This is a genomic window from Halomonas sp. AOP30-A1-24 (genome assembly GCF_052378165.1).
Taxonomy (GTDB): domain Bacteria; phylum Pseudomonadota; class Gammaproteobacteria; order Pseudomonadales; family Halomonadaceae; genus Vreelandella; species Vreelandella citrativorans.
Genome location: NZ_JBQSXL010000004.1, coordinates 66516 through 90440, shown reverse-complemented (window position 1 = coordinate 90440; position 23925 = coordinate 66516). Strand labels below are relative to the sequence as shown.

Here is a 23925-nt window from a genome sequence, read left to right as displayed (position 1 = left end):
TTTGGCTGTCTACTCTTTGCTATTAGCGGCAACGCATGCAGGAATCACGACACGATATCCGCTAACCAATAGGGGCGCCATTGAAATGGCGCCCCTATTGGCAACAACAAAGTACAGCAACAAAATCTGACTATCGCGCTATTTTGGGCACCGCATTGAGCTCGCGCCACTCCTTGTGAAGCCCTTTATAAAGGCTGAAACACATCAGCAGAAGCACCAGCGTAAAGGGTAACCCTGTCGCCACCGCGCCTGCTTGCAGCGCGCTAAGCGCCGCGCTACCGCCACCGTAAAGCAGCACACCAGCGATGACACCTTCAAGCGCGGCCCAGAACACCCGCTGCCCCTTGGGCGCATCGGTTTTCCCGCCCGCGGTGATATTGTCGATGACGAGGGAGCCAGAATCCGCCGAGGTAATGAAAAAGACCAGCACCAGCACAATCGCCAGCGTCGAGGTGATGCCAGTGAACGGCAGTAGCTCCAGCATGTGGAACATGGCAAGCGAAACGTCGCTGATGCCGTTGGCTAATTCGCCCATGCTATTTTCGGCCTGAAACAGTGCCGCGCCGCCAAAGGTGCTCATCCATACCAGCGTGACCAGCGTCGGCACCAACAGCACCGCAATCAGGAACTCGCGTACCGTGCGCCCCCGGGATACGCGGGCAATAAACATCCCCACAAACGGCGACCAGGAGATCCACCACGCCCAGTAGAAGATGGTCCAGCCGTGATACCAGACGTCATCATCGCGGCCAATCCAGTTCGAAAGCGGCAGGATATGGCTGACATAGTCCACTGCTGTGGTGCCAATTCCCGTTATAATCATCAGCGTCGGTCCGGCGATTACCACAAACAGCAGCAGCACTGCCGCGACCACCATATTGATGTTCGAGAACAGCTTGACGCCGCCGTCGATTCCCCGCCATACCGAAAACAGTGCAATCACCGTAACCACCAGGATGATTGCCATCTGTGTTCCAAGGGTATTGGGTATGCCGAAAAGATAGGCAAGCCCGCCAGCCGCTTGGGTAGCGCCAAAGCCAAGCGACGTTGCCAAGCCAAAGATGGTTGCCAATACGGCAAGAATATCAATGGCATGGCCTGCCCAGCCGCGTGTTCGCTCACCCAAAATCGGGTAAAAAGCAGAGCGCAGGGTTAGCGGCAAGCCTTTATTGTAGGTAAAAAAAGCCAAGGATAGCGCGACAACGCCATAGATCGCCCATGGATGAAGCCCCCAATGAAACATGGTGGCTCCCATAGCGGCGCTAGCGCCCTCCGGTGTACCTGGGGGAATATTCAAGGGTGTACCGTACCAATCGGTGTAGTAGGCCACTGGTTCAGCAACACTCCAGAACATCAGCCCGATACCCATACCCGCCGCAAACAGCATGGCGAACCAGGAGGTGCGCGAGTATTCCGGCTTGGCATCACTTCCGCCCAAGCGTATCCGCCCAACCGGAAGACAGATAAGCGCCAGACAGAACACTACAAAAATATTACCCGCAATCATGAACAGCCAGTCGAAATGCTCAATCGACCAGTTCTTGGCAAGGCCAAGCTGGGTATTCGCAGCATCGGGATAGATCAGCGCATAAAGAATAAACAGCAGAATGGCGAGTGCGGAGAGCGGAAAGACGGGGTTATGGAAATCCAGCCCCATCACCTGCTTGTTATCCTGACCGGGGGTCAAAACAGGATCATCATGGTCCATAGGTTATCCTCGTTGTTATTTTTTTCTGTACGCTAACCGCCGAGGTGGCGGATAGGGCGTTTAAATTTTTAGGCGATACTCACTTGCCCAGTTATTCAAAACCGACCCCGGCATAGCTATTGCCGCGTTGCCAGCGCTATTGCCAGCCGATTTATAGGTACACTGACAGACCAACAACCAACACAAGAGAGGATGCCGTCATGATGATTGTCGAACTGATTGATGGTGATGATTTTCGGGCACAGCTGACCGCGCTGGGTATCGATATTCCAGAGAACGCCGACCCCGATACATGTGCTCAAATCGCCGCTGAGGCCCATCGCAAGCAGGCGGTTACCGAGCTGCCAACGTTGGTGCGCAAGCTTATCGATCAAAAGGACATTCTGCTGCCTTCGGTGCGCCACGCTATTGAGCGTTTTCTGCCCTTTGAGTAAGGGCATGAGCTGATTGATTAATGCGTTGATGAACGGATTGGCAATTGCTAAACGCAGGCTGGCCCGCCAACGCGGGCCAGCCCATCATCAGCGTGCAGTTAGCCCTGCGCCAACTGCAGCGATACGCTATCGCTTCCCAGATTGCTGAGCATGCGCTCGGAGTACCAATCAATAAAGTCGATGACGCCAAACTCGTAGGTTGGTGAATAGGGGCCGGGCTGGTAGGCCTTGGAGTTGATACCGCGCTGATTCTCTTCCGCCAGTTGGCGATCCTGATCGTTGGTGGCGTCCCACACGCGACGCATGTTTTCCGGGTCGTAATCCACGCCCTCTACCGCGTCCTTGTGCACCAGCCACTTGGTCGTGACCATGGTTTTCTGCGGGCCAAGCGGCAATACACGGAACACGACGGCATGGTCGCCCATGAAGTGGTTCCAGGAGTTGGGCAGGTGCAGAATGCGCAGCGAGCCCATGTCCGGGCTGGTCAACCGGCCCATCAGCTTGTTACACGCTGGCTTGCCATCCATGGTCATGGACACCACGCCATCAAGTAGCGGTGTGCGCGTCAGGCGGTTACGCTTGTCAAAGCGCTTGAGCCGCCAAGGCACCTGCTCGCCGTTCCAATCGGCCTGCTTGCGGGTCACCAGGTCTTTATATTTGTCCGTCGCGCGCGGGTCTTCGGTATCGTCAAACTCGATTAGCGAGTTCAAAAGCTCTGGGTGCGCACCATTACAGTGATAACACTCGCGGTTATTCTCGATGACCAGCTTCCAGTTGGCCTGCTCAATAATACTCGACTCTACAGCGACCTTGACGTTATCCATCTGGTACGGCTCAAGGTAGTGCTCAAGCGTCTCCAGGAGGTCGTCGATGGCGGGCGGGTTATCGCTCAGATTAATAAATACAAAGCCCCCCGCCGTGCGCACGTTAACCGGCTTCAGCCCGAACTGGTTAAGGTCGAAGTCCGTACCCATGTCGCTTCCGGCAAACAGCAAGCGGCCGTCAAGCTCGTAAGTCCACTGATGGTAGGGGCATACCAGTTTAGCGACTTTTCCTTTGTCCTTGGTGCACAGCCGTGAGCCACGATGGCGACATACGTTATGAAAAGCATAAATCTGGCCTTCACCGCCACGCACAATCACAACGGGATTATCACCGATTTCCAAGGTCATAAAGTTGCCCTTGGCCGGGATCTCGCAGGTCATCCCTGCGAATAGCCACTCTTTTTCAAAGACTTCCTGCATGTCGAGCGCAAACAAGCGGGCGTCGTTATAGAACGGTTGGGGTAGAGAAAACGCGTGCGCGCGGGACTGTAGCATATCAACCGTCGCTTCACGCATGGCAGCCAGAGGGTCGTTGAGTGTGTCATCCATTGTCTTGTTCATACCAGATATCCTTTTAAATACCGCCTCCCTTACCCAGGGTGGCGACAGAGTCATTAACCAAACGTAATTGTGTTGTTGTTAAGTTGCTGAACCTGGCGATTGTGTGAAGCGCGCAGCGCTTGCTACTTGTTGATGGATTGTGGTCCACGCCATTTGCTTTCAATTGTCTGCCCACGACACTATGTGGCGTGGCGACGACGTGGGCGGAGATTTTTGATAGGCAGAAGGTGCCGCAAGGTAAGTGCGTGTCGCTAACAGGCAAGCTGGTCATAAAGCGCGTACCCAGAATGCAGGTTAATGGTGCTGGACCGTGCAGACAGGACGGGCCGGTGAAGGCAACGCGATAGCACGGCCATATTGAGACGACGATGACAACGAACTTCTTTAATCCCGTCACGACCCAAACCTGGACCAACGGCCGCCACCATGTGCGGTGCGTCAAGATCATTCAGGAAACCTGGGACGTTCGCACGTTCTGCTTTATGGCTGAACAGCCGGTAATGTTCTTCTTCAAGCCGGGCCAATTTGTGACACTAGAGCTCGAAATTGATAATCAGCCCGTTATGCGCTCCTATACGATTTCAAGCTCTCCCTCTGTGCCTTACAGCTTCTCAATCACGGTCAAGCAGGTGCCGGGAGGCCAGGTCTCCAACTGGCTGCATGCCAATTTAAAGGTCGGCGACGAGCTGGTGGTCCATGGCCCGGTGGGCAACTTCAACTCCATCGACTTTCCTGCCGAAAAGGTACTGCTTCTCTCAGGCGGTGTAGGCATCACACCGCTAATGTCGATGACGCGCTGGCTCTTCGATACCAACGCCAACGTCGATGTGGAGTTCATCCACAGCGCCCGTGCCCCGCGCGATGTCATTTTCCATCGCGAGCTGGTGCACATGTTCTCGCGCATCCCCGAATTCAAGCTCCATATCGTGTGCGAGAAGAAAGAAGATATCGGTGAGGCATGGGCTGGCTACCGCGGGTTTCTAACCCAGCCCATGCTTGAGCTGATGGCACCGGACTTCCTTGAGCGGGAGATCTTCTGTTGCGGCCCCGTACCGTATATGAATGCCATCAAAGCGATTTTGCGCGCCAACAACTACAACATGGACCACTACCATGAAGAGCTGTTTGGCGAGACGCCGGTTGACGTTCAGGAAGACGTCCTGGAGCTTGCCGAGCAGGCCGAAGTGGAAGCCGAGCTAGCAGAGCCTGAGGATCTGATCAACATCGAATTTGCCCAGTCGGGCAAAAGTGTACGTATACAAGCAGGCGAAACGGTTCACGCCGCAGCCGCCAAGCTGGGGCTGCATATTCCCAAGGCTTGCGGTATGGGCATCTGCGGCACCTGCCGAGTGGAGCTGAAATCTGGCGAGGTGGAAATGGAGCATAACGGCGGTATCACCGACGAAGATATTGAAGAGGGCTACATCCTGTCCTGCTGCAGCAAACCGAAAGGTGACCTGGTAGTCGACTTCTAATGCGGTAGCCCTTCACTCACCACTAGCCCGACCCAAAACGGATACTGAGCTCCTCGGTATCCGTTTTTTGTGGCGTACACTCGCCTTAAGCGAACACAAAAAACGCCCATGGCACGTAGCCATGAGCGTTATTAGCGTTGGTTACCGCTTCTTTTAGCGCTTAATCAGGCAACACCAAGCAATCCATGCGGATCAAGCACGAACTTGCTGGCCACGCCCGCATCGAACTGCTCGTAACCTGCTGGCGCATCTTCCAGCGAAATCACCTGGGCGTTAACGATCTCGGCAATGTTCAAACGCCCGTGCAGAATGGCCTGCATCAGCTGGCGGTTGTACTGCACTACCGGCGTCTGGCCGGTATGGAACGAGAGCCCCTTGGCCCAGCCCTGGCCAAAGCGCAGGCTCAGGCTACCAGTTTGTGCAGCTTTCTCGGTCGCACCCGGATCTTCCGTTACGTATAGACCTGGAATGCCGATAGAACCGCCTTCGCGAGTGACTTCCATCATCTGGTTAAGCACCACTGCCGGCTGTTCTTTACCGCCATGCCCGATCGCTTCAAAGCCCACCGCATCAATGGCGCTGTCCACACTAGGCTCGCCGACCACCGCAGCAATCATCTCGCCCAAACGGTCATGCTTGCTTAGATCAATCGGTACAAAGCCCATCTTGCGGGCGTGCTCCAGGCGATCCTTGTTGAAATCGCCAATCATCACTACCGCTGCGCCTAACAGGCGTGCCGAGGCGGCAGCGGCCAGCCCTACAGGGCCTGCGCCCGCTACGTACACGGTGGAACCCGCACCAACGCCCGCTTTCAAGGCGCCGTGGAAACCGGTCGGAAGAATATCGCTCAACATGGTTAGATCGCGAATCTGGCTCATGGCCTGATCACGGTCCGGGAACTTGAGCAGGTTGAAGTCAGCGTAGGGCACCATTACGTAGTGCGCCTGACCGCCCACCCAGCCACCCATATCAACATAGCCGTAGGCACCGCCCGCTCGGTCATCGTTAACATGCAGACAAAGACCGGTGTGGCCCTCTTTACAGGTGCGGCAGCGGCCGCAAGCGACGTTGAAGGGAACGGATACAATATCGCCAATGTTTAGAAACTCGACGCCCTTGCCTTTTTCGATCACCTCACCGGTGATCTCGTGCCCCAGCACCATACCGGTAGGCGCCGTGGTGCGTCCGCGCACCATGTGCTGGTCGGAGCCGCAAATATTCGTGGACACTACTTTCAGAATGACACCGTGATCAATGGGCTTGCCATGGGGCGTTTCCATTTTCGGGTAGGCGATATCCTGAACTTCGACTTTACCGTCGCCGATATAAACAACACCACGATTGTTGGACATGCGAAATCCTCTCTTCCGGGTGCTGGCGCAGTCTCAAGAGGTTTTCTCAGAGAGCGGTCTCAAGGACGCTATCAAGGGCCACTCCAACAACTGCGCTGGCATCATTATTTTAAATCGAGCTGGCGTATGTGAAGCGCTTTCGAGAAACGCTTCCTGATCAGCAGGCCAATTAAAGATTAGCCTGTTGCCGCAGCATGACGCACCCGGCCTACCCGCAATTACTTATAAACGACGTCGAGCAATAAATGAGCGACGCCTTATAAAGGCCCATAAAAAATTCACGTCGATGTCGCAAATACGCCGAGCGGTGACGTCGGTAAGCATCTTGGGGGGCAAGCCCAGCGATACTATCGCGGCACGATAGCGTGAATGGTGATGCCATTCCTGACGCTAACAAACTCCCAGACCGAATATAAGCGACTAGCCTGGAGACCCAGATGACTCACAATAATTTTTCTCCCGAAGCCCGCTTGGCCAACTACGACACGGCCCTTGCCTCGGCAATCGCTGAAGAGACAGCGCGTCAAGAAGCCCACATCGAACTGATCGCCTCTGAGAACTACACCAGCAAGCTGGTGATGGAAGCACAAGGCACCCAGTTGACTAACAAGTACGCCGAAGGCTATCCCGGTAAGCGCTATTACGGCGGCTGTGAATTCGTCGACAAGGTGGAAGCGCTGGCTATCGAGCGGGCTTGCAGCCTGTTTGGTGCCAACTATGCCAACGTACAGCCCCATTCCGGCGCTCAGGCCAATGCGGCGGTATTCATGGCGCTGGTAAGTCCTGGCGACACTATTCTGGGCATGAGCCTGGCCCACGGCGGCCACCTGACCCACGGTGCAGCCCCCAACTTCTCGGGCAAGCACTACAACGCTATCCAGTACGGCCTGGTCGAAGGCACCGGCGAAATCGACTACGACGAAGTAGAGCGGCTGGCGCGAGAGCATAAGCCGAAAATGATCATTGCGGGTTTCTCGGCCTATTCACGCGTGGTCGACTGGCGCCGTTTCCGTAACATCGCCGATGAAGTCGGCGCCTATCTGATGGTCGATATGGCCCACGTAGCGGGCCTGGTAGCTGCTGGTCTCTACCCGAGCCCGCTGCCCTATGCCCATGTCGTGACGACCACGACCCACAAGACACTGCGCGGCCCGCGCGGCGGCCTGATTCTCTCCGCCGATGGCGACGAGACGCTTTACAAGAAGCTCAATGGCGCGGTATTCCCCGGCCAGCAGGGCGGCCCGCTGATGCATGTGATCGCGGCCAAAGCGGTGGCATTCAAAGAGGCCATGAACCAGGACTTCGTTAACTACCAGCGTCAGGTTATCGCCAACGCCCGTGCGATGGCGCGCATCTTCGTTGAGCGTGGTTTTGATGTGGTTTCCGGCGGTACCGACGATCACCTGTTCCTGGTCTCGCTGATCAAACAGGGCATTACCGGTAAAGATGCCGACGCAGCCCTTGGGCGCGCGCATATCACGGTCAACAAGAACACCGTGCCCAACGACCCGCAAAGCCCCTTCGTTACCTCGGGCCTGCGCATTGGCACTCCGGCGGTAACCACCCGCGGAATGGTTGAGGCAGACTGTGAGCACCTGGCAGGCTGGATTTGCGACATTCTTGACGTACTGGCCGACCAGCAGGACACCACTGACGTAGAAAACCAGGTACGTGAAAACGTCGCCGACCTGTGTGCCCACTACCCGGTATATGGCCAAGCCCAAACCACCAGTGAGCACGTAGCCGATAGCGCCTCAATCGCCTGACGATAGCCGCCAGCCGGCTCCGCGGAGCCGATCAAGGAGAAACTTTATGCAACGTTATTCCGGCTTCGGACTGGTCAAACATGCGCTTGGACATCACGAGAACTGGGAGCGCCAGTGGCGCAACCCTGAGCCCAAGAAGCGCTACGACGTCATCATTGTCGGTGGTGGCGGTCACGGACTAGCCACTGCTTACTACCTGGCGAAAGAGTTCGGCATCAAGAATGTCGCCGTGGTTGAAAAGGGCTGGCTGGGCGGCGGCAACACCGCACGTAATACCACCATCGTACGCTCTAACTATCTATGGGATGAATCAGGGCGGCTTTACAACCACTCGCTGGACCTGTGGAAGGGCCTCTCCCAGGATTTGAACTACAACGTGATGTTTTCCCAGCGCGGTGTACTCAATCTGGGCCACACCCTGCAGGACATGCGTGATATTCAGCGCCGCGTTCACGCTAACCGTTTGAACGGTATCGACAGCGAGGTAGTCACTCCGCAACAGATCAAGGAGATCGAGCCTCAACTGGATATTTCCAGCCGCGCCCGCTACCCGATCATGGGCGCTTCCTGGCAGAAGAGTGCCGGCGTGGCGCGCCACGATGCGGTGGCCTGGGGCTATGCGCGTGGTGCCGATGCTCTCGGCGTGGATCTTCTGCAGAATACCGAGGTCACCGGCTTCAAGATTCGCGATGGCAAGGTGCTGGGCGTCCACACCAACCGCGGTGATATCGAAGCCAATACCGTGGGCTGCGTGGCGGCGGGCAACTCCGGCGTATTGGCTAACATGGCGGGCATCAAGCTGCCGCTGGAATCCCATCCGCTGCAGGCATTAGTGTCCGAGCCGCTCAAGCCGGTCCTCAATACCGTCACCATGTCCAACCACGTTCACGGCTACATCAGCCAGTCCGACAAGGGCGACCTGGTCATCGGGGCGGGCATCAACGGCTACGTCGGTTACGGCCAGCGCGGCAGCTACTCGACCATCGAGCACACCCTTCAGGCCATCGTCGAGATGTTCCCGATGTTCTCTCGGGTGCGTATGAACCGCCAGTGGGGCGGCATCGTCGATACCTGCCCGGATGCTTGCCCGATCCTGTCCAAAACGAAGGTTAAAGGTCTGTATTTCAACTGTGGCTGGGGCACCGGTGGCTTCAAGGCGACCCCCGGCTCCGGGCATGTTTTCGCCGCAAGCCTGGCCAAGGGTGAAATGCACCCCATCGCTGCGCCTTTTTCCATCGACCGTTTCAATACCGGTGCGCTGATTGATGAACACGGCGCCGCTGGCGTGGCGCACTGAGGAGAGCCCATCATGTTTTATATCTTCTGCCCCTACTGCAAGGAGCACCGCGAGGAAGAGGAGTTCCACCCTCGCGGCCAGGCCCACTTGATGCGCCCTTCCGACCCGGACAACACCAGCGACGAGGAGTGGGGTGACTACCTGTTCTTCCGCAACAACCCGCGCGGCATTCACCACGAAATGTGGGTGCACTCGGTGGGCTGTCGCAAGTTCTTCAATATCACCCGCAATACGGTGACCTACGAAATTCTCGAAACCTACCCCATGGGTGAGCAGCCAAGCATTACGGCGGCAACGCCCGATGCTCGTCACGAACAAGGTGGTCAGGTGGCCGATGGCGGCTGGCAGACCGTGGGCGCACGGCCTGAAAACAAAGCACTGAATGAGGAGGCCTCGTCATGACCCAGAAAAATCGTATTGATGCCGGTGGGCGTGTCGATCGTTCCCAAGTGCTTGAATTCACCTTTAACGGTCAGCGTTACCAGGGTCTGAAAGGCGACACGCTCGCTTCGGCACTGCTCGCCAACGGCGTGAACATCGTCAACCGTAGCTTCAAGTATTCACGCGCTCGCGGCATTGTCGCCGCCGGTGCCGAAGAGCCCAATGGCGTTGTTCAGTTGGGCGCCAAGGATGACACCCAAGTGCCCAACGTCCGCGCTACCCAGCAGGGCCTGTACAACGGCCTGGTGGCGCGCAGTACCAATGGTTGGCCCAACGTTCAGCGTGACGTAATGAGCTGGGTAGGCAAGCTGGGCGGTGGTTTTATGCCGCCAGGGTTCTACTACAAGACGTTTATGGCCCCTGCCTCAATGTGGATGACCTATGAGAAGTATATCCGCATGGGCGCGGGGCTAGGTCGTGCACCGACCGAGTCCGATCCAGACATTTATGATCACATGCATCATCACTGCGATGTGATGGTGATTGGCGCGGGCCCAGCGGGGCTTGCCGCGGCGCTTTCTGCCGCGCGTTCCGGTGCCCGTGTGATCCTGTGCGATGAGCAGGAAGAGATGGGTGGCTCGCTGCTGGATAGCCGCGAAACCCTGGATGGCGTTTCAGCGACGCGCTGGGTTGAGCAAACAGTGAAAGAGCTTGGCGCGATGGATAACGTGACGCTGCTGCCACGCACCACCGCCAACGGCTATCACGACCACAACTTTGTCACGCTGCACGAGCGGCGTACCGAGCACCTGGCCGATACCGCCCGTGAAGCGGGCTTCCCCGGTGAATCACGTGCGCGTCTGCACCGTGTGCGTGCCCGCCAAGTGGTGCTGGCCAGCGGCGCCCACGAACGCCCCTTGGTGTACGCCAACAACGACTTGCCGGGCACCATGCTCGCAGGCGCCGTTTCCAACTATATTCGCCGCTACGCGGTGGTGCCCGGCAACAGCCTGGTGCTTTCCACCAGCAACGACCACGCTTACCGCGCAGCACTCGACTGGAAAGAAGCCGGACGTAAGGTCGTCGCCATTGTCGATGCCCGCGCCAACCCTGATGGCGACCTGGTTCGCCAGGCACGCGACAGCGGTATTCGCGTGATCACCGGCAGTGCCGTCATCGAAGCACGCGGTAATCAACGTGTTACCGGCGCACGCGTCTCGGCCGTTGATCTTGAGCGTTTCGTGGTGACCGGCAAAGCCGAAGAGCTTGAGTGCGATACCATCGCCACCTCCGGCGGCTATAGCCCGGTGATCCACCTCTCCTCACACACCGGCACACGCCCGGCATGGGACGAAGAGTTGTTAGGTTTTGTGCCCGGCACGGTCAAGGGCATGCAGTCGGCTGGCGGCGTGGCGGGCTATTATGCCCTCGGCGAAACGCTTGCCGATGGCGCTCGCATTGGGTGTCAGGCAGCGCTGGAGTGCGGCTTTAACAGCGCCGAGGAAGCTGCCCTGCCCGCCACGCGAGCGCGGCGTGATGCGCCTTCCTGCGCGCTTTATCAAGTGCCGCATGAAAAGAGCGCCCTACGCGCGCCCAAGCAGTTTGTTGACCTGCAAAACGATGTCACCGCGGCGGGTATTGAGCTTGCCACCCGCGAAGGCTTTGAATCCATTGAGCACGTCAAGCGCTACACGGCGCTGGGCTTTGGTACCGACCAAGGCAAGCTTGGCAACATCAACGGCATGGCGATTGCTGCACGCTGCCTGAAACGCTCGATTCCCGAAGTAGGCACCACCGTGTTCCGGCCCAACTATACGCCGGTGACCTTTGGCGCCATCGTTGGCCGTCACTGCGGCGAGCTGTTTGACCCTGAGCGCTACACCGCGCTGCACCAGTGGCACGTGGAAAACGGCGCCGAGTTCGAGGATGTCGGCCAGTGGAAACGCCCGTGGTACTTCCCCCGCACCGTGAATGGCAAGAAAGAAACCATGCACGATGCAGTCAACCGCGAGTGCCTGGCGGTGCGCGAAGGCGTGGGCATTCTGGATGCCTCGACGCTTGGCAAGATTGATATTCAAGGCCCGGATGCCCGCGAGTTCCTCGGTCGCGTCTATACCAACAAGTGGGCCCAGCTCGCCCCTGGCCGCGTGCGTTACGGCCTGATGTGTAAAGACGACGGCATGCTGATGGATGATGGCACCACCAGTTGCCTGGGTGATAACCACTTCCTGATGACCACCACCACCGGCGGCGCGGCAGGCGTGCTCGAGTGGCTAGAATTGTGGCACCAGACCGAGTGGCCGGAGCTTCAGGTCTACTTCAACTCGGTGACCGACCACTGGGCAACCATGACCGTGACCGGCCCGGACGCCCGCAAGCTTTTGTCCGAGCTGACCGACATGAATCTTGATAAAGAGAACTTCAAGTTCATGGATTGGCGCGATGCCACGGTCGCCGAGGTGCCCGCGCGCATCTTCCGCATTTCGTTCACCGGCGAGCTGGCGTTCGAGATCAACGTGCAAGCCAACTACGCCATGCATGTCTGGAAGAAGCTTTTCGAGCACGGTAAAAAGTACAACCTGACGCCTTACGGCACCGAAACCATGCACGTCCTGCGGGCGGAAAAAGGCCTGATCATTGTCGGCCAGGATACTGACGGCTCGGTGACGCCGGAAGACCTCGGCATGCGATGGGCGATCGGCTACGACAAGCCCTTCCCGTGGATCGGCAAGCGCGCCCTGTCACGCCCCGATACCCGCCGTACGGACCGCAAGCAGTTTGTCGGCCTGAAACCCAAAGACCCAAGCGTGGTACTGGAGGAAGGCGCCCAGGTCGTCTTTGACGGCAAGCAGTCGATCCCTATGGACATGAAGGGGCACGTAACGTCGAGTTACTACAGCGCCTCGCTCAAACACGGCTTCGCCCTTGCCGTGGTAATGGGTGGTCACGAGCGGATGGGGCAGACCGTCTATATTCCCATGACCGATGGCACAGTGCATGAAGCTGAAATCGTAAGCCCTGTCTTCATCGATCCAAAAGGAGAGCGCCAGCATGTCTAACGCGAGTGTACCTAACGTTTGCGAGTTCAACACCGTGCCCGACGGCAATCCGCAGGTCGAATCTCCTCTGGCGTGGAGCTACCAGCAGCACCCGGCGCCCCGCACTAACGGTCAGGCAGGCGTTGTCCTGCGTGAAAAAGCACTGCTGGGCCACCTGGTGCTGCGCGGCGGGGCCATCGTGCTCGATGAAGCGGTTCGCGCCACGCTGGGCATGAGCCTACCAGCCAAGCCCAATGCTCTGGAACACGACGATAGCGGCGAGCGCACTATCCAGTGGCTCTCGCCCGACGAATGGCTAGTGATTGTGCCGGGCGGCGAAGAGGGCGCGCTAGAAAGTGCGCTGCGCCAGGCCTTGGGCGATGCCCACGTGAGCATCGTCAATGCAAGCGGCGGCCAGACAGTGCTAACGCTAAGCGGCGACAACGCCCGCGAGGTGCTGATGAAGTCGGTCTCCTATGACGTACATCCCAGCACATTTACCGTGGGCAAGGGGGTAACCACCATGTTTGCCAAGGCCACCGTGGTTTTGCGCCGCCCTTCCGAGACACACTGGGAATTGGTGGTGCGCCGCAGCTTTGCCGACTACTGCTACCGTTGGCTGCTCGACGCCTCGGCGGAATATGGTATCGACACACAATAATAAGCCGGCAGGCCGGCACCACCGGCCTGCCCTGACTGCTGATCAAGCTGATGAAAGAGAAGCGCCATGAGCCGAATGACGGATACCTGGATACTTGCCGCCCAATGCCCCAGCATTCTGGGCACGGTCGATGTGGTGACCCGCTTTTTAAAAGAGCAGCACTGCTATATCACCGAACTGAGCTCATTTGATGATCGGCTGGGTGAACGCTTTTTTATTCGAGCGGAGTTTCGCCCCGAGCGAGAAGCGTTTGATGAGCAGGCGTTTCAGGAGGATTTTCTGCCACGCGCCACCGACTTCGGCATGACATTTGAACTGACCCCTCCCGCCAAGCGCACGGGTGCGGTCATTCTGGTATCCAAGGCAGATCACTGCTTAAACGACCTACTCTATCGCTACCGTACCGGGCAGTTGCCACTGGATATCAAGGCGATTATCTCCAATCACCCGGATCTTGAGCCCTTAGCGAGCTGGCATGATCTGCCTTACTATCATCTGCCTATCACGCCCGAGACCAAGACCGAGCAGGAGTCCCAGGTACTCGAGATTATTGAGAATACCGGGGCGGAGCTAGTAATTCTGGCGCGCTACATGCAGGTATTGTCACCGAGCATGTGCGAGCTGTTGAGCGGGCGAGCCATCAACATTCACCACTCACTACTACCGGGCTTCAAAGGTGCCAAGCCCTACCACCAGGCCTACGAAAAAGGCGTTAAGCTGGTAGGCGCTACGGCGCACTACATCAATAACGACCTGGACGAGGGGCCGATTATTGCTCAAGGGGTGGAGCCAGTTGATCATGCACACTACCCTGAGGACCTGGTCGCCAAAGGGCGCGATATAGAGTGTCTGACGCTCGCCCGCGCCATTGGCTATCACCTTGAGCGGCGAGTCTTTCTGCACAATGGGCGCACGGTGGTATTTGGCAACTAGCCGCGCTTGCTTGACGCTATGCCTTGCACCCACAGAACAATCATCAAGTCTGCTCATTGATCGACGACAGGACAAGGTTACGCGGCATTAATTCGCGATTCCCCTGTCCAACGTTGGGTGAGCCGACTTTTTATTTCCCATTCAGAGGTCTTCCATGCCTATTAGTGTCTTCGACCTTTTCAAAATTGGCGTCGGCCCCTCCAGCTCACACACGGTCGGCCCCATGATGGCGGCCTTCAAGTTTGCGGCCGTTCTGCGCGATAGCCAATTGCTCGACCAGGTGAGCCGACTGGAAGTGCATCTGTATGGCTCGCTTTCCGCCACGGGCATCGGCCATGGAACCGACCATGCCATTATCATGGGTTTGCTGGGCGAACGCCCGGACACCATCGACCCATCGATTATCAACACCACGATTGCGGCGTTGAAAGAGACGCGTAGCCTATCGCTGGGGCGCCAGAAAGATGTCACGTTTGAATGGGACCAGGACATTATCTTTCATGAAGAGAGCCTGCCCCATCACCCGAACGCCATGAAACTTTGCGCCTTTGCCGAAGATGGCAGCCTGCTGACCGCCAACACATACTACTCGGTAGGCGGCGGTTTTGTGGTTGACCAAAACCAGGTGGATGCCAAGCTTGAAGACATGGATACCGCCGAGATCCCCTTCGACTTTAACTCCGCCGAAGAACTACTCGCCATCTGTAAGCGCGAAGGCATGAGCATCAGCCGCCTGATGATGGAAAACGAGAAAACCTGGCGCGGCGAGCAGGAAGTAAGAGACGAGCTGTGGCGCATCTGGCAGGTCATGTGCGAGTGCATCGATAACGGCCTGACCCACGAAGGCATTCTACCCGGTGGGCTTAACGTCAAACGCCGGGCAAGGCAGCTGCATCAGCGCCTGCAGGCGGCCGAGCAGAACGACTGCCTGATCGCCACAACCTTTTCCGCCATGGAGTGGGTCAACATCTTTGCCCTGGCGGTGAACGAAGAGAACGCTGCGGGAGGGCGCATGGTGACGGCCCCAACCAACGGGGCAGCGGGTATTATTCCCGCCGTGCTGCACTACTACATGAAGTTCCAGGCGGGTGCCAATGACCGCAATGTGGTGGACTTCCTGCTTGCCGCCGGTGCCATCGGTATTCTGTGCAAGAAAAATGCGTCCATATCCGGCGCCGAAGTGGGCTGCCAGGGCGAGGTGGGCTCAGCGTGCGCCATGGCCGCCGCAGGCTTGGCCGAGGTGATGGGCGCTACGCCTGAGCAGGTCGAAAACGCGGCTGAAATAGGTCTTGAGCACAACCTCGGCTTGACCTGCGACCCAGTAGGCGGGCTGGTTCAGGTGCCCTGCATCGAGCGCAACGCCATTGCCACCGTCAAGGCGATCAACGCCGCCCAAATGGCCCTGCGCGGCGACGGCACTCACTATATCTCTTTAGATAAAGTTATCCGCACCATGCGTGATACCGGCAAAGACATGCTGGACAAGTACAAGGAAACGTCCAAGGGTGGGTTGGCGGTTAATGCGATTGAGTGTTAGCGCAGCGCTTTAGCCACGTTACACGCCACAATGTGCCAAGTTGCATTGTGGCTTTTAGGCGTCAGCATTAAGCTTCACGTCTAGCGCCTAATATCCCCGGTTCTCTCTCAGCTCCCCTTCTCAAGACCAACCTGCCTATAAGCGTTGTCTTTACCTTGACTAAAGTCGTAGCCAGCTCATCGTTTGAATACTGGTAGGGTATACGACTTTATTACAATGCCTAAACGATTGGCTGAAAAATGCCCCAGTTGCTGGCTTGGCAACAGCTAAGTTCATAAAGGTAATGTTAAGTTGTCGCTTATACCTTGGAGGCATCATGGAGCTACGCCACCTTAGATACTTTTGCATTGTGGCCGAAGAGCTTAATTTCACCTGTGCTGCTGAAAGATTGCACATGTCGCAACCGCCTCTATCGCGCCAAATTAAGCAACTAGAGCAGGAAGTGGGTGCCGAATTGTTTGAGCGAAGCTCAAGAGGGTTGCGCCTAACGCCTTCTGGTGTATTTTTTCAGCAGCACGCTTTGCAGATATTAGAAAAAGTGGAAGTCACCATCGATGCCACGCGACATATGGCGCGCAGCAAGCGTGCGCTATTCGGTATTGGTTTTGTGCCATCTGTTTTTTATGGACAGCTTCCGACATTAGTCCGTGACTTACGCCGCATTGAGAATGTTGAACTTACACTGGCAGAACTCACAACAGTACAACAAATTCAAGCACTCAAAGCAGGCCGCATCGATATGGGATTCGGACGCATTCGCATTGACGATCCAGACGTAGAGCAGGATATTCTCTTCGATGAACCGTTAATTGCAGCCCTCTCGAGCGGCCATCCACTCGAGGGTACGACCCCGACCTGCGAGGAGCTGGCTCGCTATCCCCTCATTGTCTTCCCCGCAAAACCACGTCCCAGTCTTGCGGATATGATACTAGGTATTTTCCGACGCCAAGGTTTAAAGGTTGAGGTGGTACAGGAGGCGAACGAGGTACAGACAGCGCTTAGCCTTGTCGCCTCCGGTATAGGCATTACATTGGTCCCAGAGCAAGTAAAACGCGTTCAACGTGACGGTATTACCTATGTAGCATTGGCAGACAAGACCATAACCTCCCCCGTTATCTGCAGTCGTCGGCGAGGAGAAAAACCCTCGCCTCTAATGCAGGAAGCCAACGCTATCTTAGAGGTGCTCGTGGAAAATCGCCGTTCTGGCCGTTACCCATAGCACCACCCTTTATGGGCGCAGTATGGCGACCGGACAAGCCGCTTCATGCAGCACTTCGTGACTAACGCTGCCAGCCACTACTTGCGAAAGACCACTACGTCCATGGGTTGTCATGGCAAGCATCGTATTATGACGACTTGCCAAATAGCTGACGATAGAGTCCGCTGTACCGCCACCCCAAGCTGGGCCGCAAATATTTGCCCAAATGCCAGGGCATGCAAAGCACTTTTACTATCATCAACCGCCACAACGATCTTTTCCATGGTCCACCCCACTACCGCGTAAGCAGTATCACGGTTATTAGGTTTTATGGTTAAGCGAGTTAAAACGTCGATGCAGCAGGTTATAGGCAAGCGCCCCAACGACCACTCCCCAGAAGGCGGAGCCTAAGCCTAGAAAACTAATGCCAGAGGCGGTGGCAATAAACGTAATGACAGAGGCTTCCAGATGGCTCTTTTCGGCCGCAAACGCACTGATATTACTACTAATCGCGCCAAGCAGTGCAAGGCCTGCGAGTACCGCCACAAACTCCCCTGGCAACGACGTAAATAGCGCTACAATAGTGCCTGCAAAAATAGCACCAAATAGGTAGAAAATCCCGTTTGCCACCCCGGCAACATAGCGCTTAGCAGGATCTTCGTGAGCTTCCTTACTGGTACAGATTGCCGCGGTAATCGCTGCGATTACCGTGGTGATACCGCCAAAAAAAGCGGTGAAAAAGGACGTTGCGCTAGCCACGATAACGATTGGTCTGGCCGGGGTCGAATACCCAGAGGCGCGTAGAATCGCCATGCCGGGTAGGAACTGTCCCGTCAAACTCACCAGTACCAAGGGAATGGCCAAGCTCAGGGTCGCATTCCAAGACCACTCGGGGCGAATAAGCTGGGGCTCGGCAAGCTGGAGTGCCACTCCCTCCAGGCTCGCGCCCTCCAGCAAGACGGCTAACGTGATACCAGCAATTAATAGCAGTACCAGGCTATAGCGCGGAGTAAGTCGCTTAAAGAGCAAATAAGCGATAATCATACCAATCGCCAGCGCCGGCACACTCTCTAAAGAGACGAAGACGCCCACCCCGAATTGGAACAGAATGCCTGCCATCATCGCGCTGGCGATGCCTGGCGGTATCATTCGGATAATGCGGTCAAAAGTGCCTGTAACGCCGATCAGAAAAATGATCACAGCGGCTGTTAGGTAGGCGCCCACCGCTTCATTGAGCGTCAACCCCGGGAACAGCGTTACCAACAGCGCAGTCCCTGGCGCCGACCAGGCGGTCACCACCGGCACTTTTAACCATAGGCTTAAAAAGATACCCGAGATAGCTGCGCCGATAGAGATAGCCCATACCCAGGACGTCATCATGGCACTGGATATTTCGGCACTCTGAGCCGCTTGGAAAAAAATGGCCAAGGGCCCAGAGTAAGAGACCAGTACCGCTACAAAGCCAGCAGTGATGGCTGGAGTCGACAAATCCTTTTGCAATTGCTTATGAAATTGCATGCAACACACTTCCCCGTGTCAGTATTTAACGAGCAACCAACGGCCCCGGCAAGCATCTGCTTGCTGGGGCCGTATCAAGCAACGCCGAGGTGAGTTTCAAGGCGAGAGGTCAGCTGCTCCACGAGTAAAAATGACGTCAAAGTCTTTGGTTTCGACGATTGCCGAAACAACTACACCCAACACCAACGCCCAAAACGTGGCGCCAATGCCAAGAATCTGAATACCAGAAGCGGCGATCAGAAAGGCGAACAACGCGCCTATTTCATGCTTTCTGCCAGAAAAGGCGATGGCCATCGAGGAAGTAATCACCCGCATTAGCGCCAATCCCGCAATAATGGCGATGAAATAGCGCGGCGTAGCCTCCAGTAAGCTGACCACGTAACCGTAGAATGGCGCGGCAATTACGAAAATAGCTCCTGCTATCACGGCAGCAACCCAACGTTTATCGGGGGCTCCCGCTTCTGGAGAAGCGCATACGCCGGTCATGGGCGCCGCAATGCAGGTGCTATGCAGATTAAAGAATGACGACACCATGGTACCTAAGCCCCCTACAGCGGTAATCGCATTCGCTGGCGCATCTTTATAGCCCATCCCCTTTATCAAACCGACTCCCGCTGGGGTCTCCATTCCAATCAGGATGATAGCAAGTGGTAAACCATACGTTAGGAAAGCTTCCAGCGTAAACGCTGGTATGATGAACTCAGGGAATCGAATAGTGGCGTCGATGCCGGATAAATCAACGCCTGTCACAGTTAGATAGACAAGACCAGCCACCATCGAAATGATCAATGGCGGAATCTTGCGAAAGAGCCGAGAAGAGATAAAGAACGCCAGTATCATGATCGACGCTGGTACAATGGCACTTTCAAGTGGCTTGACCATATTGAGACCGAAACTAAGCAGCATTCCACCCACCATGCCCATCACTATCGGCATCGGTATCAAGCGCATGACGATCCCCATTATCCCCGTCACACCGGCAACCAGCGTGATAGCCCCAGCAATAAAGCTAGCGCCCAAGGCAGCTTCCAAGCCGATTACCGGAATAACTGCGGCAAACATCAATGCCCCGGGAATGGAGTTAGCCATGGGCAGCGGCAAACGGTAGTAAGCGGGCATGAAAAGCCCAAACAGGCCATTGATCATCAAGTAGCTGATAACCCAGATCATGATGAAGGAGGGGTCGAGGCCGGCCGATGTGCCCGCACTGATGTGAACGACGCCGACGCCGAGCCCTAATATACCCGCTACCAACCCCGTACTGGCATTGTCGGCATTGAGATCGCGCAGAAAATCACGGGGCGCATGTCTTAAGCTGACACCCTTCTCGATATGTTTCACGGTGTGCTCCAGGGGATTATTGTGCTTAGAGTTATTGTTAACACTTACTACAGATTTATTTTTAATCGACTCGTTAGCCGAGGTCACCGCCTGCGACAGGAAGCACGCTGCCGGTGATATAACTGGCCTCATCGGACGCAAGGAATAGAATAGGAGCGACCATTTCATCCAGCGTGCCATAACGTCCCATTAAGCAGCTCTGCTTCGTCTGATCAATATGGGCTTGAAACCATTCTTTTTCCGTCTCGTTCGTTGGCTCTGGCGTTCCACGCGAAATACGCCTTGGCGGTGCTTCCGTGCCACCGGGTGCCGTTGCAACAATACGAATACCGTACTCGGCATACTCAAATGCTAGCGACGCGGTTAATGCATTAATACCGCCCTTCGCTGTCGAATAAGGGATACGATGAATACCCCGGGTTGCCGCTGAAGAAACATTGACGATCACACCTTGCCCTTGAGCTACCATGGCTGGCAGCACTGCTCGACAGCACCAAAGCGAGGGCATCAGCGAGCGGTTGATCTCCGCCGTAATCTGCGTTTCGGTAAACTCGGTAAATGGCTTGAAGTTAATCGCTCCGCCTACGTTGTTAACCAGAATATCGATACGGCCAAAGTGAGCGAGCGCCGTATGCATCGCTTGCTCAGCGCCTCGCCACGTTTCCAAGTCAGCCTGTACCGCAATCGCTTCGCTTCCTTGCTTACTAATTTCAGCGACAACTTCGTGGATAGCGTCAGCGCGATCTATCAGTACCAAACGCGCACCTTCAGCGGCTGCGCGCTCGGCAACTCGTAGCCCAATCCCTTGAGCAGCCCCGGTGATCACCATTATTCGATCTTGAAAACGTGCACTCGCGAAACGTTGATTACTCATGCGCTCTCTCCCACTTGGTTAGGAGTGAACTTCTCATAGTGAAAGCTTTGCGGTTCAATGCCTTCTGCGTCGAAGTGCTTTAGAACGGCGTCTACCATCGGGGGCGGGCCACACAAGTAAATGTCGACATCGCCGTCATGCATTACGCTGGCATCCATATGGTGCGTCACATACCCTTTACGTGGATGCTCGCTGGCTTCGTCGACGACGACGGTGGCGTAACTGAAGTTTGGTAACTTCTCAGCGAAAGCATCTAACGCGTCGGTTTTGACCAAATGATCATCTTTATTGGCACCGTAAATCATATGGATCGGCGCATCACAGCCCTTCTCGACCATCTGCTCAAGCATGGAAAGGAATGGCGCTAATCCCGTGCCGCCCGCCAACATAAGGACAGGACGTGTCACTTCGCGTAGATAGAAGCTGCCCAGCGGACCAGTGAGCGTAAGCTTGTCGCCCACCGCGGCGCGTTCAGTCAAATAGCCACTCATTACCCCATTGGGAATATTACGAATTAAGAAAGTGGCACGCTTATGACCGGGCTGCGAGCTAAATGAATAGGAGCGGTGTACTTCAGTACCGGGAACATCAATATGAATGTATTGGCCAGGTAAAAAAGCGAGGCCTCCTTCATCACCCAGATCGACCACCAGTTCAATACTGTCTTCGGAGAGCTGTTCAACCGCTGCTATCGTGCCTTCGAGCTTGCCTACTTGTGTTTTACACAGCGTGGAGGCCACTGGCACTTGGATCACACAATCCGAAGAAGGCACCATTTGGCAAGTAAGTATCTGCCCCTCAGCGGCCTCCTCATCGGAAAGCGCTTCCTCCAGGTACTCATCACCCATATCAAATTGGCCCTGCTCGCAGTGACCCTTACAGGTGCCACACACGCCGTCTGAGCAATCCATGGGTAGGTTAACTTTTTGCCGGTAAGCGGCATCAAGAACGGTTTCCCCTTCTTTACAGCCGATGAAGCGAGTCACTCCGTCTTCAAAGTTGAGGGCGATGGTATAGCTCATGATTAACTCTCCTCTACCATCGGGTCAGACGTGATAAACGTCGATAACCTGATGGATATAGTCGTTATTAAGCTGCACGACTTTTCTTGTGATCAACGGCATCTCACCCGACACGTCCAGCGTATAAAACGAGCTGCCGAAAAAGCTGTCGGTCTTCTTGTAACGGTGGCTTAGCGTGTGCCAGTTGAAACGCAACTCCACCGTGTCGTCGTCCTGAGACAAAAGCTCAATATTCGTAACCTGATGGGTGGTGCGCGGTTCCGGCATACTCGCTCCGCTGCGTTCGGTTTTGATTCGGTAAACACGATCTTCCAACCCTTCGCGGTTGGGATAGTAAATCAACGAAATTTCACTGTGCGGATCGCGGGTCAACTGATCGTCGTCATCCCAGGCGGGCATCCAGTACTCGGCATCTTTGCGGTAAAGCGCGAGCCATTCGTCCCATTCCCGATCGTCCAGCAGTCGCGCTTCGCGGTACAGGAAGGCTTGGAGTTCGTGATAGCTAATGCTCATGGTCTTTTCCCTCTCTTCACAGACACTCAGGCGGATGCGGTGGCGATAAACTGGCTACGCTCTTTATCGATGGCGCGCAGCATCTCGTGGACCCAGTGCTTGTGGTGCAGCACGTAGAGCCCTTCGTCTTCCGGGGAGGCCCCGCTGAGTAGCGGTTTCATGCCAATCGCCTGGGCGTTTTCATCAGCGCCTTCGATCCACTGCTGAGCACCGCGAGAGAGGTCATTCCATTCCGCCAAGGCGCCGTCGTAGCCCTCCTGACAGGCGCGGAATTCTTCAAGGTCATCTGGGGTGCCCATACCGGAAACGTTGAAAAAGTCTTCGTATTGGCGAATACGCAACCGGCGGTCCTCCGCCGACTCCCCCTTGGGGGCGAAGCAGTAGATCGTGACTTCGCTCTTGTCCACGGAGAGAGGACGAATCACGCGAATCTGCGTGGAGAACTGGTCCATCAGATAAGCGTTCGGATAAAGGCAGAGGTTGCGCGTCTGGTTGACGATTGAGTCGGCACGAGCCTCGCCAAACTGCTCCTTGATCCAGTCCTTACTCTGATAGACCGGACGAACATCCGGGTTAAGCAGCTGCGTCCAGAGCATCATGTGACCGTTTTCGTAGGAGTAGAAACCGCCCTTGCTCTTCGACCAGCCGTCGGCATCGACCGACTTGGTGCCACCGGCGTCGTAATTGCGTCGCTCCATAGTCGAGGCGTAGTTCCAGTGCACAGAGCTTACGTGGTAGCCGTCGGCGCCGTTCTCGGCACCCAGCTTCCAGTTACCGTTAAAGGTATAGGAAGACGTGCCGCGCAAAATCTCGAGGCCTTCCGGGGCCTGGTCGACAATGTTGTCGATTACCTTGGTGGTTTCGCCCAGATGCTCGTCAAGCGGCATAACATCGTCGCTTAAGCTGCCGAACAAAAAGCCCTTGTAGTTCTCGAAACGCGGCAGGCGCTTGAGGTTGTGAGATCCATCCTGCTTGAAGTTCTCCGGATAGGCGCCAGTTTTCTCGTTCTTGGCCTTGAGCAGTTGGCCATCGTTCTTAAACGTCCAGCCGTGGAAGGGGCAAGTAAACGTGCCCTTGTTGCCACGCTTGCGGCGGCACAGGGTCGCGCCGCGGTGGGCACAGGCGTTGATCAGGCCATGCAGCTCGCCCTGCTTGTCGCGGGTAATGATTACCGGCTGGCGGCCCATAGTGACGGTCATGTAGTCACCTGGCTCGGCGACCTGACTTTCGTGGGCCAGAAACAGCCAGTTGCCTTCGAAAACGTGCTTTATTTCAAGTTCGAAAAAATCGGGGTCGGTAAACATGCTGCGGTGGCAGCGGAACCGGCCGTTGGCCGGGTCATCTTGAACGGCATTGCGAACACGGGCTTCAAGTTGATCAAGCTTCACGGTCATGATCGCGCTCCTCGGGGTTATTATGATGTGCTGTTGAACTTGAGAACGACAGGTTTCAGGGGAGTCTGCCGTTCTCATGGGGTGGACAGTCAGGTGCT

At 56.2% G+C, this 23925-nt stretch carries 20 protein-coding genes; 10 read left to right on the top strand and 10 right to left on the bottom strand.

Going from position 1 to position 23925, the window contains the following annotated elements:
- Positions 1 to 130 precede the first annotated feature (130 nt).
- On the bottom strand, positions 131 to 1708 hold the full coding sequence (locus ACT3TJ_RS03515) for a BCCT family transporter (RefSeq protein ID WP_444639562.1): 1578 nt from the start codon (positions 1706 to 1708) through the stop codon (positions 131 to 133).
- A 200-nt stretch (positions 1709 to 1908) separates the two neighbouring features.
- On the opposite strand from ACT3TJ_RS03515, the gene ACT3TJ_RS03510 reads away from it, so the two are divergent.
- Entirely contained in the window at positions 1909 to 2142 is a 234-nt protein-coding gene (locus ACT3TJ_RS03510; RefSeq protein ID WP_444665459.1) for a hypothetical protein, read from the top strand.
- 98 nt (positions 2143 to 2240) lie between these two features.
- On the opposite strand, the gene ACT3TJ_RS03505 is transcribed toward ACT3TJ_RS03510, so the two are convergent.
- The gene (locus ACT3TJ_RS03505) at positions 2241 to 3527 is read right to left on the bottom strand and encodes an aromatic ring-hydroxylating oxygenase subunit alpha (protein ID WP_444665458.1); all 1287 of its coding nucleotides are present in this window, start codon (positions 3525 to 3527) and stop codon (positions 2241 to 2243) included.
- A gap of 368 nt (positions 3528 to 3895) precedes the next feature.
- Here ACT3TJ_RS03505 and ACT3TJ_RS03500 point away from each other — a divergent pair, with 368 nt between their 5' ends.
- Entirely contained in the window at positions 3896 to 5002 is a 1107-nt protein-coding gene (locus tag ACT3TJ_RS03500; RefSeq protein WP_192526870.1) for a hybrid-cluster NAD(P)-dependent oxidoreductase, read from the top strand.
- 164 nt (positions 5003 to 5166) lie between these two features.
- Here the strand turns inward: ACT3TJ_RS03500 and fdhA are convergent, their stop codons facing one another.
- Entirely contained in the window at positions 5167 to 6354 is a 1188-nt protein-coding gene (gene fdhA, locus ACT3TJ_RS03495) for a formaldehyde dehydrogenase, glutathione-independent (protein ID WP_192526869.1), read from the bottom strand.
- Positions 6355 to 6791: 437 nt separating this feature from the next.
- Between fdhA and glyA the strand changes: the two genes are divergently transcribed.
- From glyA to ACT3TJ_RS03455, 8 genes are all read left to right on the top strand, one after another.
- Complete coding sequence (glyA, locus tag ACT3TJ_RS03490; RefSeq protein WP_192526868.1) at positions 6792 to 8120, top strand: serine hydroxymethyltransferase; 1329 nt, start codon at positions 6792 to 6794, stop codon at positions 8118 to 8120.
- A gap of 46 nt (positions 8121 to 8166) precedes the next feature.
- Positions 8167 to 9417, top strand: coding sequence for a sarcosine oxidase subunit beta family protein (locus tag ACT3TJ_RS03485; protein WP_192526867.1), 1251 nt, complete (start codon positions 8167 to 8169; stop codon positions 9415 to 9417).
- Positions 9418 to 9429: 12 nt separating this feature from the next.
- On the top strand, positions 9430 to 9819 hold the full coding sequence (locus ACT3TJ_RS03480) for a sarcosine oxidase subunit delta (RefSeq protein WP_172116814.1): 390 nt from the start codon (positions 9430 to 9432) through the stop codon (positions 9817 to 9819).
- Positions 9816 to 12857: a sarcosine oxidase subunit alpha family protein gene (locus ACT3TJ_RS03475; RefSeq protein ID WP_442352852.1), complete on the top strand. Its 3042-nt coding sequence runs from the start codon at positions 9816 to 9818 to the stop codon at positions 12855 to 12857. The genes ACT3TJ_RS03480 and ACT3TJ_RS03475 overlap by 4 nt, the downstream gene beginning before the upstream one ends.
- The gene (locus ACT3TJ_RS03470) at positions 12850 to 13497 is read left to right on the top strand and encodes a sarcosine oxidase subunit gamma (RefSeq protein WP_442352853.1); all 648 of its coding nucleotides are present in this window, start codon (positions 12850 to 12852) and stop codon (positions 13495 to 13497) included. The genes ACT3TJ_RS03475 and ACT3TJ_RS03470 overlap by 8 nt, the downstream gene beginning before the upstream one ends.
- A gap of 66 nt (positions 13498 to 13563) precedes the next feature.
- Positions 13564 to 14430 (top strand): formyltetrahydrofolate deformylase, encoded by an 867-nt coding sequence (gene purU / locus ACT3TJ_RS03465; protein WP_442352854.1) that lies wholly within the window; start codon positions 13564 to 13566, stop codon positions 14428 to 14430.
- 154 nt (positions 14431 to 14584) lie between these two features.
- Positions 14585 to 15967: an L-serine ammonia-lyase gene (locus ACT3TJ_RS03460; RefSeq protein ID WP_444665457.1), complete on the top strand. Its 1383-nt coding sequence runs from the start codon at positions 14585 to 14587 to the stop codon at positions 15965 to 15967.
- Positions 15968 to 16283: 316 nt separating this feature from the next.
- On the top strand, positions 16284 to 17186 hold the full coding sequence (locus ACT3TJ_RS03455; protein WP_192526861.1) for a LysR family transcriptional regulator: 903 nt from the start codon (positions 16284 to 16286) through the stop codon (positions 17184 to 17186).
- A gap of 9 nt (positions 17187 to 17195) precedes the next feature.
- On the opposite strand, the gene ACT3TJ_RS03450 is transcribed toward ACT3TJ_RS03455, so the two are convergent.
- The 7 genes from ACT3TJ_RS03450 to ACT3TJ_RS03420 form a co-directional block, all read right to left on the bottom strand.
- Positions 17196 to 17381, bottom strand: a complete 186-nt coding sequence (locus ACT3TJ_RS03450) for a universal stress protein (RefSeq protein WP_287078264.1) — start codon at positions 17379 to 17381, stop codon at positions 17196 to 17198.
- Positions 17382 to 17486: 105 nt separating this feature from the next.
- The gene (locus ACT3TJ_RS03445; protein WP_442352857.1) at positions 17487 to 18683 is read right to left on the bottom strand and encodes a benzoate/H(+) symporter BenE family transporter; all 1197 of its coding nucleotides are present in this window, start codon (positions 18681 to 18683) and stop codon (positions 17487 to 17489) included.
- 96 nt (positions 18684 to 18779) lie between these two features.
- Positions 18780 to 20024: a benzoate/H(+) symporter BenE family transporter gene (locus ACT3TJ_RS03440; RefSeq protein WP_442352858.1), complete on the bottom strand. Its 1245-nt coding sequence runs from the start codon at positions 20022 to 20024 to the stop codon at positions 18780 to 18782.
- Positions 20025 to 20097: 73 nt separating this feature from the next.
- On the bottom strand, positions 20098 to 20898 hold the full coding sequence (benD, locus tag ACT3TJ_RS03435) for a benzoate diol dehydrogenase BenD (protein WP_442352859.1): 801 nt from the start codon (positions 20896 to 20898) through the stop codon (positions 20098 to 20100).
- Positions 20895 to 21920: a benzoate 1,2-dioxygenase electron transfer component BenC gene (gene benC, locus ACT3TJ_RS03430; RefSeq protein ID WP_442352860.1), complete on the bottom strand. Its 1026-nt coding sequence runs from the start codon at positions 21918 to 21920 to the stop codon at positions 20895 to 20897. The genes benD and benC overlap by 4 nt, the downstream gene beginning before the upstream one ends.
- Before the next feature lie 24 nt (positions 21921 to 21944).
- Positions 21945 to 22433: a benzoate 1,2-dioxygenase small subunit gene (benB, locus tag ACT3TJ_RS03425; RefSeq protein ID WP_442352861.1), complete on the bottom strand. Its 489-nt coding sequence runs from the start codon at positions 22431 to 22433 to the stop codon at positions 21945 to 21947.
- A gap of 26 nt (positions 22434 to 22459) precedes the next feature.
- Complete coding sequence (locus ACT3TJ_RS03420; protein ID WP_444665456.1) at positions 22460 to 23905, bottom strand: Rieske 2Fe-2S domain-containing protein; 1446 nt, start codon at positions 23903 to 23905, stop codon at positions 22460 to 22462.
- Positions 23906 to 23925: the final 20 nt, after the last annotated feature.

Excerpts from the sequence above, each read along its gene's own strand:
- ACT3TJ_RS03515 (WP_444639562.1), bottom strand. The coding sequence starts at position 1,708 with ATGGACCATGATGATCCTGTTTTGACCCCCGGTCAGGATAACAAGCAG.
- ACT3TJ_RS03510 (WP_444665459.1), top strand. The coding sequence starts at position 1,909 with ATGATGATTGTCGAACTGATTGATGGTGATGATTTTCGGGCACAGCTG.
- ACT3TJ_RS03505 (WP_444665458.1), bottom strand. The coding sequence starts at position 3,527 with ATGAACAAGACAATGGATGACACACTCAACGACCCTCTGGCTGCCATG.
- ACT3TJ_RS03500 (WP_192526870.1), top strand. The coding sequence starts at position 3,896 with ATGACAACGAACTTCTTTAATCCCGTCACGACCCAAACCTGGACCAAC.
- fdhA (WP_192526869.1), bottom strand. The coding sequence starts at position 6,354 with ATGTCCAACAATCGTGGTGTTGTTTATATCGGCGACGGTAAAGTCGAA.
- glyA (WP_192526868.1), top strand. The coding sequence starts at position 6,792 with ATGACTCACAATAATTTTTCTCCCGAAGCCCGCTTGGCCAACTACGAC.
- ACT3TJ_RS03485 (WP_192526867.1), top strand. The coding sequence starts at position 8,167 with ATGCAACGTTATTCCGGCTTCGGACTGGTCAAACATGCGCTTGGACAT.
- ACT3TJ_RS03480 (WP_172116814.1), top strand. The coding sequence starts at position 9,430 with ATGTTTTATATCTTCTGCCCCTACTGCAAGGAGCACCGCGAGGAAGAG.
- ACT3TJ_RS03475 (WP_442352852.1), top strand. The coding sequence starts at position 9,816 with ATGACCCAGAAAAATCGTATTGATGCCGGTGGGCGTGTCGATCGTTCC.
- ACT3TJ_RS03470 (WP_442352853.1), top strand. The coding sequence starts at position 12,850 with ATGTCTAACGCGAGTGTACCTAACGTTTGCGAGTTCAACACCGTGCCC.
- purU (WP_442352854.1), top strand. The coding sequence starts at position 13,564 with ATGAGCCGAATGACGGATACCTGGATACTTGCCGCCCAATGCCCCAGC.
- ACT3TJ_RS03460 (WP_444665457.1), top strand. The coding sequence starts at position 14,585 with ATGCCTATTAGTGTCTTCGACCTTTTCAAAATTGGCGTCGGCCCCTCC.
- ACT3TJ_RS03455 (WP_192526861.1), top strand. The coding sequence starts at position 16,284 with ATGGAGCTACGCCACCTTAGATACTTTTGCATTGTGGCCGAAGAGCTT.
- ACT3TJ_RS03445 (WP_442352857.1), bottom strand. The coding sequence starts at position 18,683 with ATGCAATTTCATAAGCAATTGCAAAAGGATTTGTCGACTCCAGCCATC.
- benD (WP_442352859.1), bottom strand. The coding sequence starts at position 20,898 with ATGAGTAATCAACGTTTCGCGAGTGCACGTTTTCAAGATCGAATAATG.
- benC (WP_442352860.1), bottom strand. The coding sequence starts at position 21,920 with ATGAGCTATACCATCGCCCTCAACTTTGAAGACGGAGTGACTCGCTTC.
- benB (WP_442352861.1), bottom strand. The coding sequence starts at position 22,433 with ATGAGCATTAGCTATCACGAACTCCAAGCCTTCCTGTACCGCGAAGCG.
- ACT3TJ_RS03420 (WP_444665456.1), bottom strand. The coding sequence starts at position 23,905 with ATGAGAACGGCAGACTCCCCTGAAACCTGTCGTTCTCAAGTTCAACAG.